The following is a 12,760-nucleotide window of genomic DNA, read 5'->3' as shown; positions in this document are numbered from 1 at the left end:
CGCCATGGAAAAACGATCGCGGTTCAATACGAGCCTGCTGCCTTACCTGCTGGTCGCGCCGCAACTCGCGATCACCGCGCTCTTTTTCCTGTGGCCGGCCGGTGAAGCGCTGTGGCAGGCCACGCAGACGCAGGACGCGTTCGGGACATCGAGCGAGTTTGTGGGGTTGGCGAATTTCAAGCAGATCTTCACTGATCCGCTGTATCTCTCTTCGTTCAACACAACACTGATCTTTTGCACGCTCGTCACCGTGTCCGGGCTGGTGATTTCGCTGCTGCTTGCCGCATGCGCCGACCGCGTGACGCGCGGCGCGAGGACGTATCAGACGCTGTTGATCTGGCCGTACGCCGTCGCGCCCGCGATTGCCGCCGTGCTGTGGTCGTTCTTGTTCAATCCGAGTATCGGTCTGGTGACTTACGCGCTCGCGAAGTACGGCATTGTCTGGAACCACGCGCTGAACGGTTCCCAGGCCATGTTCCTTGTCGTGCTGGCGTCCGTTTGGAAACAGGTGAGCTACAACTTCCTGTTTTTCTACGCCGGGCTGCAGGCCATTCCGCGCTCGCTGATCGAAGCGGCGGCCATCGACGGCGCCGGTCCCGTGCGGCGTTTTTTCGGGATCGCATTGCCTTTGCTGTCGCCGACCAGCTTCTTCCTGCTGACCGTGAACGTGGTCTACGCTTTCTTCGATACCTTCCCGGTCATCGACGCCGCAACCGGCGGCGGCCCCGCGCAATCCACGAAGACGCTGATCTACAAGATTTTCGCCGAAGGTTTCCAGGGCCTCGACATTGGCAGTTCCGGCGCGCAGTCGGTCGTGCTGATGGTGATCGTGGTGGCGCTGACCATCGTGCAATTCCGCTTTATTGAACGCCGGGTGCAGTACTCATGATCGAGAACCGTCGCGGTTTCGACCTCTTCTGCCACGCGGTGCTGATCGTGGGGGTGGTGCTGGTCGTGTTTCCGGTGTATATCGCGTTCTGCGCGGCCACCATGAGCGAAGCCGAAGTCTTCAACGTGCCGCTCTCGCTCGTGCCGAGCACGCATCTGTTCGAGAACGTCGCGCACATCTGGACGCACGGGAGCGGCAGCGCGGCCAGCCCGTTCGGCCGCATGCTGATGAACAGCCTGATCATGGCGCTCGTGATTTCCTTCGGAAAAATCGCCATCTCCATGCTGTCCGCGTATGCCATCGTGTTCTTCCGCTTTCCGTTCCGGAACCTCGCGTTCTGGCTCATCTTCATCACGCTGATGCTGCCCGTGGAAGTGCGGATTTTTCCGACGGTGCAAGTGGTTTCATCGATGCACATGAGCAATACCTACGCGGGTTTGACGCTGCCGCTGATTGCTTCAGCGACGGCGACGTTCCTTTTCCGCCAGTTTTTCATGACGCTGCCCGACGAACTCATGGAGGCGGCGCGTATCGACGGCGCCGGCGCGTTGCGTTTTCTTTGGGACGTGGTGCTGCCGCTCTCCAAGACGAACATTGCCGCGTTGTTCGTGATCACGTTCATCTACGGCTGGAACCAGTATTTGTGGCCCATCCTGATCAGCAGCGACCAGTCGATGCAAACAGCGGTCGTCGGCATCAAGAGCATGATTGCGTCGGGCGACACGGCCACCGAGTGGCATCTCGTGATGACCGCAACCTTGCTCGCCATGTTGCCGCCGCTCGCCGTCGTGCTGACCATGCAGCGCTGGTTCGTGCGTGGTCTTGTCGATTCAGAAAAATGAGGGGGACTCAATCCATGAATTCCGAAGTCGGGCGCACTGAAACGAAGGCGGGCCGATGGCCGCACTAAGCCTTCAAGGCGTCAGGAAAACCTACGACGGCAAGCAGTTCGTTCTGCATGGCATTGACGTGGAAGTTGCAGACGGCGAATTCGTCGTGATGGTCGGTCCGTCGGGCTGTGGGAAGTCCACGTTGCTGAGGATGGTTGCGGGACTCGAAAGCGTGTCCGAAGGGACGATTTCCATCGGCGAGAAAGTGGTGAACAAGCTCGAGCCGAAGGATCGCGACATTGCGATGGTGTTCCAGAACTACGCGCTGTATCCGCATATGAGCGTCGCGCAGAACATGGCGTACGCGCTGAAGATCGGCGGCGTGAGCAGGGCGGATATCGACCGGCGCGTGCAGAACGCGGCGAAGATCCTGGAACTCGAGCCGCTGCTGCAAAGAAAACCGCGCGAATTGTCGGGCGGTCAACGTCAGCGGGTCGCAATGGGCCGCGCGATTGTGCGTGAGCCGGCTGTGTTTCTCTTCGACGAACCGCTCTCCAATCTCGACGCCAAACTGCGCGTGCAAATGCGGCTGGAAATCCAGCGGTTGCACGCGCGGCTCGCAACCACGAGCCTGTATGTTACGCACGATCAGATCGAAGCCATGACGCTGGCGCAGCGCGTGATAGTGATGAATCGTGGCTATGCCGAGCAGATCGGGCCGCCAACAGAAGTCTACGAGCGTCCGGCGACGGTTTTCGTGGCGAGCTTTATAGGTTCGCCGGCCATGAATCTGATCGACGGACGCGTGTCGGATGACGGTTCCACCTTCGATGTCGCCGGTAACGGTCCGCGTTTGCCGATCGCGGGCATGCGCGCGTTGACGCAGGATCTGAAGGGCCGCGAGTGGACACTGGGCATTCGACCGGAACATATGCTGCCGGACCAGACGGGCGCGCACGCGACGCTGACTGTGGATTCCTGCGAACTCCTCGGCGCGGACAATCTCGCGCACGGACGCTGGGGCGCGTACGACGTCGCGGTGCGTCTGCCGCATGAGCATCGGCCGGCGCGCGGCGAAGCGCTGGAAGTGGCGCTGCCCGCGCAGCGTCTCCATATCTTCGATCCGCAGACCGGCCGGCGCGTTAATTAGAAAGGGACGTGAACCATGAAAACCTGGCCCTATCCGCGTATCGTCGCGCATCGCGGCGGCGGCAAGATCGCGCCGGAAAACACGCTGGATGCAATCGATACCGGCGCACGGCTCGGCCTGAAAATGATCGAATTCGATGCGAAATTATCGGCTGATGACGTCGTATTTTTGCTACACGACGATCTGGTCGACCGGACATCGGATGGTCGGGGGCCAACGAAAGCCATGCGTTACGACGAAATCGAGAAGCTCGACGCCGGTACGTGGTTTGATCCGCGTTTCAAGGGCGCCCGCATGCCGACGCTCGTGCAGGTCGCCGAGCGGTGTTTTTCGCATGGCCTTGCCGCGAATATCGAGATCAAACCGTGTGATGGGCGCGACGTGGAAACCGGCGTGCTGGTGGCTCAGGAAGCGGCGCGGTTATGGGCCGATGCCGAGCCCGCGCCGTTGCTGTCGTCGTTCTCTTACGCAGCGCTCGAGGCCGCGGCCCAGACCGCGCCTGATTTGCCGCGCGGCATGCTCTATGAGGTCATTCCGTCCGACTGGCGGGCGCAGACGGCTGCGTTGTCTTGCGTATCGCTGCATGCGGATCACACGACGCTCAGCGAAGATCTGGTTCGCGAGATCAAGGACTCGGGCTTGCGAATTCTCGCGTACACGGTGAACGATCCGGCCCGCGCCCGCGAACTCGCCCAGTGGGGCGTGGATGCGATCTGCACGGATCGTATCGATGTAATCGGTGCTGGATTTCTCGACTGACTCCTACGCGATTGCCCATAAAAAAAGCGCGCCGGCATAACTCCGGCGCGCTTTTTCGCGATACACGCAAGCAGACGGTCTTTAACGTGCGCGAGCCAGCAACACGCCTGCTACCAGCGCCAGGCCGCCAACCAGGGCAATGGTCTGCCACGGCTTTTCATGAATGTAGGTGTCGGCATCGGCCAGCGCGGCATTGGCGCGGGCGCGTACTGCATCTTGCGTGTCGTTCAGCCGGGCACGCGCCGAGTCCACGGTTTTGCCCAACTGGGCGCGCAACGCGGCGACATCCGCCGACGTGCCTTCTGACAATGTTTCTTCGATTTCTGAAATCAGCGTGCGAAGTTCGCCGCCAATATCCTGCGCCGCGTCGCTGCTGTGGCGGGAAATCCGGCGCGCACGCCGGCTGGTGGAGTTCCATGAATCTCCGATGGCGTCTCGAGTATTGGGAAATGCGTTCATAGGATCGCTCCGTCGATGGATGAGTCGTGGATGGCCGCGAATGTACTTATTAAGTTCGCGGAAACGCTGAAGGTGAGCAAGTTGGATGCCGGTTCGGCAACCATCCACGACATTGCACGCTCCCGCCTTGCTGCGCAAGGCGTTTGATCAATCGAAAAGATGTTGGGCAAGTAGAAACTGCGCCGTAGCTGACCCGTGCGGCGCGATCTGGCATCATTTTTACAAGCCGATGAAAACAAAAGCGCCGCCGCGGTTTTTCCGCGACGGCGCTCGATTCTTGCTGCGCTCTGTAAAGGCGGTTCAGATCGCGTAGATCGGAACCGGGACTAAAACCGATACCCCACGTTCAGATACGTCACGATCGGGTTCAGCTTGAGCTTGGCTTCGGACTTCACGGTGAGAGGTCCGACTGGCGTTTGCGCCTGTGTGGTCAGCTTGGCCGTTGCATGAAGCGGCACGAACGAGAGTGAAAAGCCCGCGAACCAGTGGTCCGTGAACGCATAGGTGAGACCGGCATTAAACACAGGAGCCCAGGAACGATCGGTGGATACGTCGGTCGGACCATGCAGCACGTTGGTCTCAAAGGCGGTATTGGTGATCTTGGCGTCGCTGAACCACACGCGTGTCACGCCAATGCCCACATAAGGGCGCAACTTGGCCTGTGGTTGCATGAAGTAATACTTCAGAAGAAACGTTGGACTCCATTGCTTGGCTGTTCCAAGCGTGCCGTACTGTGAGAATCCCCTGTCACCCTTGAGGTCGAACTTGGGCGGAATGCCAAATACGAATTCACCGGAAATATGATCGGTGATGAAGTAGCCCGCGGTTAAACCTGCAGTATCGCTGTTCGAGAGGTTAGCGCCCGTATTGGGCACTTCGATGCCAACCGGCGAGCCGCCTACGCTTGTTTCCTTGAGCAGGCCGCTGCTGGAGATCGGCGCGAAATGAAGCCAGCCGGTTGTGAAGTAGAACGTATTTGCCGATTGCGCGTGCGCTGCGCCCGTGATGCAGGTAAATGCTGCAACCCCCGTGACGACCCGTTTTATTGTCATTGAGTGCTCCTCCGAGAAAGCACGTTAATTATGAACAGAACATTTGAAACAAACCATGTTTCGCCGCAAAGCGTTTTCCCTAGAAGATTGCCGGCTCCAATTTTGTTAGTGCGGGACTGAAAACTGTCTCGGACACCTGATTTCTTCCCGTCGATGCACATTGGCGGCATCTCAACGAAAATTTCCAAGGTGGCCCAGAATGTCGTTTGAACGGATCACTGGCACACCCTGAACCCGATCAACGCCCGACCAACGGAAAATCCAGAATGGCACGGCTTGCCCGACTCTACGTTCCCGAACAGCCGCAGCATGTGATCTTGCGCGGTCTCGATCAGCAGCCCGCTTTTATCGACGCTCCGGACTACGAGCTTTTTATCGAATGTCTGCGGACCGCTTCGCGCGACCACCATCTAGCCATACACGCCTACGCCCTGATGCCGGGCGCCGTGCATCTGCTCGTCACGCCCCGCGACGAAGCCAGCTTGCCAAAGGCCATGCAGGCGGTCGGCAGGCGCTACGTCGCGCACTTCAATCGCCGATACGCCCGGCGCGGCACACTATGGGAAGGCCGCTACCGCGCAACGGTGATCGAAGGTGAAACCTATTTCCTGCTCGCGAGCCGCGTTGTCGAGATGGCGCCGGTCCAGGCGGGCCTCGTGGCCACGCCGCAAGACTACAAGTGGTCGAGCTACCGGCATCACATTGGCCTGACGCTCGACAGCCTGATTACCGACCACGCGCTCTACTGGAAGCTCGGCAACACACCGTTCGAACGTCAGCGCGCGTACACGGAGTTGTGCGAGCAGCCACTCGATGAACGGGAAGCGAACCGTTTGCTTCAGGCAACCCTCAAAGGATGGGTGCTCGGCAGCGACGCTTACCGCGAGTGGGCCGCCCGCGCCGCCAACCGCCGCGTCTCGCCTTTGCCGCGCGGCCGGCCTCGCAAGGTTCGCGAAACACCACAGACGCAATAACGGACTTCTGTGCAAGAACTGAAGAATGAACGAACGGCATGACGCCAAAAATCGCATGCCGTTTTATTTTTATCGCCATTGATATGGAACCAATTAAATGATGTGTTCATGCACCAACTCGATAATAGGTGTCAGATCGAAGCGTTTTCATTGCCAACCGCTTGATTGATCGCGTATATTTCGCTTTCCGGCAGTTCGTGATGCACTGCATCCAATTGCACGACCGGCTTGAAGCCGCGCACAAAAACATGTTCAACAGCCGCCCGCGGCCCCCACAGAACACGGTGACCCATGAACGATCAATTGCCGACGACTCTCGGTTCAGCTCCCGCCGCTCAGGGCATGTATGACCCCGAGAACGAACATGACTCGTGTGGCGTGGGCTTCGTTGCGCACATCAAGGGCAAGAAGCGCCACGAAATCATCCAGCAGGGCCTGAAGATCCTCGAAAACCTCGACCATCGCGGCGCGGTCGGCGCCGACAAGCTCATGGGCGACGGCGCGGGCATCCTGATTCAGATTCCCGATGGGTTTTATCGTGAGGAGATGGCCAAGCAAGGCGTGACGCTGCCGCCGGAAGGCGAGTACGGCGTGGGCATGATCTTCCTGCCGAAGGAACACGCGTCGCGGCTCGCGTGCGAACAGGAACTGGAGCGCACGGTGAAGGCCGAAGGTCAGGTCGTGCTCGGCTGGCGCGATGTTCCCGTCGACGCCAGCATGCCAATTTCGCCGACCGTGAAGGCGAGCGAGCCGCTCATCCGGCAAATCTTCATTGGGCGCGGCAAGGATATTGTTGTGACGGACGCGCTGGAGCGCAAGCTGTACGTGATCCGCAAGACGGCGAGCCACCGCATCCAGGCGCTCAAGCTGAAGCACGGCAAGGAATACTTCGTGCCGTCCATGTCGGCGCGGACGGTCGTTTATAAAGGCCTGCTGCTGGCCGGCCAGGTCGGCGTGTATTACCGCGACCTGCAGGACGAACGCACGGTGTCGGCGCTTGCGCTCGTGCACCAGCGCTTCTCCACCAACACGTTCCCCGCGTGGGAACTCGCGCACCCGTATCGCATGATCGCGCACAACGGTGAAATCAACACCGTGAAGGGCAACGTGAACTGGCTGAACGCGCGCACCGGCGCAATCGCCAGCTACGTGCTGGGCGACGACCTGCCGAAACTCTGGCCGCTGATCTATCCGGGCCAGTCGGACACCGCATCGTTCGATAACTGCCTCGAATTGCTCGTGATGGCGGGTTATCCGCTCGTCCACGCCATGATGATGATGATTCCCGAAGCCTGGGAACAGCACACCTTGATGGACGACAACCGCCGCGCGTTCTACGAATATCACGCAGCCATGATGGAGCCGTGGGACGGTCCCGCCGCGATCGCGTTCACGGACGGCCGCCAGATCGGCGCCACGCTCGACCGTAACGGCCTGCGCCCGGCGCGCTATGTCATTACGGACGACGACCTCGTGATCCTCGCATCGGAGGCGGGCGTTTTGCCTGTGCCGGAATCGAAGATCGTGAAGAAGTGGCGTCTGCAGCCGGGCAAGATGTTCCTGATCGACATGGAACAAGGCCGGATCATCGACGACAAGGAACTCAAGGACAACCTCGCGAACGGCAAGCCGTACAAGAGCTGGATCGACGCGGTTCGCATCAAGCTCGACGAGATCGAGCCGAAGGCGGAAGAAGTCGATACACAACGCCGCGAAGCGGCCGCCTTGCTGGATCGTCAGCAGGCGTTCGGCTATACGCAGGAAGACGTCAAGTTCCTGATGGCGCCCATGGCGCAGCTTGGCGAGGAAGCCGTTGGCTCAATGGGCAACGACTCGCCGCTGGCCGTCATGTCCAACAAGAACAAGACGCTGTATCACTACTTCAAGCAGCTTTTCGCGCAAGTCACGAACCCGCCGATCGATCCGATCCGCGAGAACATGGTGATGTCGCTGGTGTCGTTTGTCGGCCCGAAGCCGAACCTGCTCGATACCACCAACATCAACCCGACGATGCGTCTCGAAGTCTCGCAGCCCGTGCTCGACTTCAAGGATATCGCGAAAATTCGCGCCATCGATAAATACACTGGCGGCAAGTTCAGTTCGTACGAGCTGAGCATCTGCTATCCGGTCGTGTGGGGCAATGAAGGCGTGGAAGCGCGCCTTGCGTCGCTCTGCGCGGAAGCCGTGGACGCGGTGAAGTCCGGCTACAACATGTTGATCGTGTCCGATCGCAAGATGGATCGCGACAACCTGGCCATTCCCGCGCTGCTCGCCACGTCCGCCATTCATACGCATCTCGTGCAGCACGGTTTGCGCACGAGCACGGGTCTGGTTGTGGAAACGGGATCGGCGCGCGAGACGCATCACTTTGCGTTGCTCGCCGCGTATGGCGCGGAAGCCGTGCATCCGTACCTCGCGCTCGAAACGCTCGCACAAATGGCCGAAGGCCTGAAGGGCGATCTTTCCGCCGACAAAGCCATCTACAACTACACGAAGGCCGTGGGCAAGGGCTTGTACAAGGTCATGTCGAAGATGGGCATTTCCACGTACATGTCGTACACCGGCGCGCAGATTTTCGAAGCGGTCGGCTTGTCGAGCGATCTGGTGGAGAAGTACTTCAAGGGCACGGCGTCGAAGGTGGGCGGCATCGGCATTTTCGAGGTGGCCGAGGAAGCGATCCGTTTGCATCGTGAGGCGTTTGGCGAGAATCCGATCCTCGCGACCATGCTGGATGCCGGCGGTGAATATGCGTATCGCGTGCGCGGTGAAGAGCACATGTGGACGCCGGACGCGATCGCCAAGCTGCAGCATTCCGCGCGCAGCAACTCGTACCAGACGTACAAGGAATACGCACACCTGATCAACGACCAGACCAAGCGTCACATGACGTTCCGTGGTTTGTTCGAGTTTAAGGTCGATCCCACGAAAGCCATTCCGCTCGACGAAGTGGAACCGGCGAAGGAAATCGTCAAGCGTTTTGCGACGGGCGCCATGTCGCTCGGCTCCATCAGCACCGAAGCGCACGCAACGCTTGCCGTGGCGATGAACCGGATTGGCGGGAAGTCGAACACGGGCGAAGGCGGTGAGGACGCGAACCGGTATCGCAATGAACTGCGCGGCATTCCGATCAAGAACGGCGACACCATGCGCTCGGTGATAGGCGACGAAGTCGTGACCGATATCCCGTTGAAGGACGGCGATTCGCTGCGCTCGCGCATCAAGCAGGTTGCGTCCGGACGGTTTGGCGTGACGGCCGAGTATCTTTCCTCGGCGGATCAGATCCAGATCAAGATGGCCCAAGGCGCGAAGCCGGGCGAAGGCGGACAACTGCCCGGTCACAAGGTGAGCGATTACATCGGCAAGTTGCGCTATTCGGTGCCAGGCGTGGGCCTGATTTCGCCGCCGCCGCACCACGATATTTATTCCATCGAAGACCTGGCGCAGCTTATTCACGATCTGAAGAACGTGAACTCGTCGTCGAGCGTGTCGGTGAAACTCGTGTCGGAAGTGGGCGTTGGGACCGTTGCCGCTGGCGTCGCCAAGGCAAAGGCGGATCACGTCGTGATTGCCGGCCACGATGGAGGCACGGGCGCTTCGCCGTTGTCGTCGTTGAAGCATGCCGGCACGCCGTGGGAACTCGGCCTTGCCGAAACGCAGCAGACGCTCGTGCTCAACCGTCTTCGCGGCCGTATCCGCGTGCAGGCCGACGGCCAGATGAAGACGGGCCGCGACGTGGTGATCGGAGCGCTGCTCGGCGCCGATGAATTCGGTTTTGCGACCGCGCCGCTCGTGGTGCAGGGCTGCATCATGATGCGCAAGTGTCACCTGAACACGTGCCCGGTCGGCGTTGCGACGCAAGATCCGGTGCTGCGCGCCAAGTTCACGGGACAGCCGGAGCACGTGGTGAACTTCTTCTTCTTTATCGCGGAAGAAGTGCGGGAAATCATGGCGCAACTGGGCATCCGCAAGTTCGACGACCTGATCGGCCACGCCGAATTGCTCGATACGAAAAAGGGCGTGGAGCACTGGAAGGCAAAGGGTCTGGACTTCTCGAAGGTGTTCTATCAAGTGCCGAACGACGGCAGTATTGCGACGAAGCACGTCGAGACGCAGGATCATGGTCTTGAGAAAGCGCTGGATCACGTGCTGATCGAGAAATCGAAGGCGGCGATCGAGAAGGGCGAGCACGTTTCGTTCATTCAGCCGGTGCGAAACGTGAACCGCACGGTCGGCGCCATGTTGTCGGGGCTGGTTGCGCGCAAGCACGGCCATGACGGTCTCGCCGATGACGCCATCCATATCCAGTTGAAGGGCACGGCTGGTCAGAGTTTCGGCGCGTTCCTGGCGAAGGGCATTACGCTGGATCTCGTCGGCGACGGCAACGACTACGTCGGCAAGGGTCTTTCGGGCGGACGCATCATCATTCGCCCAACGAACGATTTCCGCGGCAAGTCGGAAGAGAACATCATCTGCGGCAACACGGTCTTGTACGGCGCGATTGAAGGTGAAGCCTATTTCCGCGGCGTCGCGGGCGAGCGTTTCGCCGTGCGTAACTCGGGCGCCACGGCAGTCGTGGAAGGCACGGGCGATCACGGTTGCGAATACATGACCGGCGGCACGGTGGTCGTGCTCGGCGAAACCGGGCGCAACTTCGCGGCGGGCATGTCCGGCGGCGTGGCGTTTGTCTACGATCCGGATGGCGCGTTCGGCAGCAAGTGCAACAAGGCAATGGTCGCGCTCGATCCGGTATTGCAGCAAGCCGAACAGGAACGCACGGTCGATCGCGCCTTGTGGCATACGGGCCAGACCGATGAAGCCTTGCTCAAGGGGCTGATCGAGCGGCATTTCCAGACCACCGGTTCGCCGCGTGCGAAGGCGTTGCTCGAGAACTGGGATGCATCGCGCCGTCAGTTCGTGAAGGTCTTCCCGACGGAATACAAGCGGGCGCTCGGCGAGTTGGGCGCGAAAAAAGCGAAAGACGCGATCGCGGCCTGAGCCTTCTTAATCCTTAGTACGGCTCTTCGGCGGCAGACGCCGAAGGGTGGATCAACCCCAAATACAGAGAAAAGAGAACCACATGGGCAAGGCAACCGGTTTTCTCGAGTTCGAGCGCCAGCACGAGACCTACGAAGCGCCGCTCGCTCGCATCAAGCACTACAAGGAATTCGTCCACGCGCTGTCGGACGAGAACGCGAAGATCCAGGGCGCGCGCTGCATGGACTGCGGCATTCCGTTCTGCAATAACGGCTGTCCGGTGAACAACATCATTCCGGACTTCAACGATCTGGTGTTCCGCCAGGACTGGAAGTCGGCCATTGAAGTGCTGCATTCCACGAACAATTTCCCCGAGTTTACGGGCCGCATTTGTCCCGCGCCGTGCGAGACGGCTTGCACGCTGGGTATCAATGACGATCCGGTCGGCATCAAGTCGATCGAACACGCGATCATCGATAAAGCCTGGACCGAAGGCTGGGTCGCACCGCTGCCGCCGAAGCACAAGACCGGCAAGAAGGTTGCCGTGGTTGGATCAGGTCCCGCCGGATTGGCCGCTGCGCAGCAACTCGCGCGCGCAGGTCATGACGTGACCGTGTTCGAGAAGAACGATCGTATCGGCGGATTGCTGCGTTATGGCATCCCGGATTTCAAGCTGGAAAAGTGGCTCATCGACCGCCGCATGCGGCAGATGGAAGCCGAAGGCGTGGCGTTCCGCACCAATGTATTTATTGGGAAGGATCCGCTGCCGGGACACATCGCGAATTCGGCGCGGGAAACCATCACGCCGGACGAGTTGCGCGAACAGTTCGATGCTGTCGTGATTGCCGGCGGTTCGGAAACACCGCGTGATTTGCCGGTGCCTGGGCGCGAAATGCAGGGCATCCATTACGCAATGGAATTCCTGCCGCTGCAGAACAAGGTCAACGCCGGCGATACGGTTGTCGATCAACTGATTGCCAAGGGCAAGCATGTGGTCGTGATTGGCGGCGGCGATACGGGTTCGGATTGCGTGGGGACGTCGAACCGGCACGGCGCGAAAAGCGTGACGCAGTTCGAGCTGCTGTCGCAGCCGCCTGAAGTCGAGAACAAGCCGCTGGTGTGGCCGTATTGGCCGATCAAGTTACGGACGTCTTCGTCGCATGAAGAGGGCTGTGAGCGCGACTGGTCGGTAGCGACCAAGCGCTTCGAAGGCAAGAACGGCAAGGTCGAGAAGCTGATTGCCGTGCGAGTGGAATGGAAGGACGGGAAGATGCAGGAAGTGGCGGGATCGGAGTTCGAAATGAAGGCCGATCTGGTGCTGCTGGCAATGGGCTTTACGCAGCCTGCGTCGCCGGTTCTCGAGGCTTTTGGAGTAGATAAGGACGCACGCGGAAACGTGAAGGCTTCGACCGAAGGCGAGAAGGCATACTTCACGTCGGTGCCGAAGGTCTTCACTGCTGGCGATATGCGCCGCGGTCAGTCGCTGGTCGTGTGGGCGATTCGTGAAGGGCGGCAGTGCGCGCGGTCGGTGGATGCGTTTTTGATGGGGTCTAGTGAATTGCCGCGGTAGGGTCTAGCGTGGTCGTTCTGTGAAAAACCGGGCTTGAGGGTGAGCCCGGTTTTTTGTTGGGTGTGACAGAACAACGTTTCCATTTCCATGATCCGCTATTACG

9 protein-coding genes are annotated in these 12,760 nt (G+C 60.0%); 7 read left to right on the top strand and 2 right to left on the bottom strand.

Annotated elements, in window-relative coordinates; all coding sequences use genetic code 11:
• Positions 1–4: 4 nt before the first annotated feature.
• From ugpA to ugpQ, 4 genes are read left to right on the top strand one after another with little or no spacing between them, the layout of a single operon-like run.
• Complete coding sequence (ugpA, locus tag ACRWA7_RS31445; RefSeq protein ID WP_438394589.1) at positions 5–889, top strand: sn-glycerol-3-phosphate ABC transporter permease UgpA; 885 nt, start codon at positions 5–7, stop codon at positions 887–889.
• On the top strand, positions 886–1,731 hold the full coding sequence (gene ugpE, locus ACRWA7_RS31440) for a sn-glycerol-3-phosphate ABC transporter permease UgpE (protein WP_060858211.1): 846 nt from the start codon (positions 886–888) through the stop codon (positions 1,729–1,731). The genes ugpA and ugpE overlap by 4 nt, the downstream gene beginning before the upstream one ends.
• A 55-nt stretch (positions 1,732–1,786) precedes the next feature.
• On the top strand, positions 1,787–2,869 hold the full coding sequence (locus ACRWA7_RS31435) for a sn-glycerol-3-phosphate import ATP-binding protein UgpC (protein ID WP_438394588.1): 1,083 nt from the start codon (positions 1,787–1,789) through the stop codon (positions 2,867–2,869).
• Positions 2,870–2,884: 15 nt separating this feature from the next.
• Positions 2,885–3,628 (top strand): glycerophosphodiester phosphodiesterase, encoded by a 744-nt coding sequence (gene ugpQ / locus ACRWA7_RS31430; RefSeq protein WP_438394586.1) that lies wholly within the window; start codon positions 2,885–2,887, stop codon positions 3,626–3,628.
• Between the two features lie 81 nt (positions 3,629–3,709).
• Here ugpQ and ACRWA7_RS31425 read toward each other — a convergent pair whose 3' ends face one another.
• Together ACRWA7_RS31425 and ACRWA7_RS31420 are read right to left on the bottom strand one after the other, a co-directional pair.
• Positions 3,710–4,087 carry a DUF883 family protein gene (locus ACRWA7_RS31425; protein ID WP_060858214.1) on the bottom strand — a complete coding sequence of 126 codons (378 nt, stop codon included), beginning with the start codon at positions 4,085–4,087 and terminating at the stop codon, positions 3,710–3,712.
• 326 nt (positions 4,088–4,413) lie between these two features.
• On the bottom strand, positions 4,414–5,139 hold the full coding sequence (locus tag ACRWA7_RS31420; RefSeq protein WP_060858215.1) for an OmpW/AlkL family protein: 726 nt from the start codon (positions 5,137–5,139) through the stop codon (positions 4,414–4,416).
• 266 nt (positions 5,140–5,405) lie between these two features.
• Between ACRWA7_RS31420 and ACRWA7_RS31415 the strand changes: the two genes are divergently transcribed.
• The 3 genes from ACRWA7_RS31415 to ACRWA7_RS31405 all read left to right on the top strand — a co-directional run bounded on the left by ACRWA7_RS31415 (position 5,406) and on the right by ACRWA7_RS31405 (position 12,657).
• Positions 5,406–6,113 (top strand): transposase, encoded by a 708-nt coding sequence (locus ACRWA7_RS31415; protein ID WP_060858216.1) that lies wholly within the window; start codon positions 5,406–5,408, stop codon positions 6,111–6,113.
• A 291-nt stretch (positions 6,114–6,404) separates the two neighbouring features.
• Entirely contained in the window at positions 6,405–11,108 is a 4,704-nt protein-coding gene (locus ACRWA7_RS31410) for a glutamate synthase-related protein (protein WP_060858217.1), read from the top strand.
• A gap of 82 nt (positions 11,109–11,190) precedes the next feature.
• Positions 11,191–12,657 (top strand): glutamate synthase subunit beta, encoded by a 1,467-nt coding sequence (locus tag ACRWA7_RS31405; RefSeq protein WP_438394583.1) that lies wholly within the window; start codon positions 11,191–11,193, stop codon positions 12,655–12,657.
• Positions 12,658–12,760 lie beyond the last annotated feature (103 nt).

Origin of the sequence: Caballeronia sp. DA-9 (assembly GCF_051615025.1) — a bacterium.
GTDB classification, from domain to species: Bacteria; Pseudomonadota; Gammaproteobacteria; order Burkholderiales; family Burkholderiaceae; genus Caballeronia; species Caballeronia sordidicola.
The sequence above is the reverse complement of the archived record's forward strand: the minus strand, read 5'-3'. Positions and strand labels throughout refer to the sequence as shown.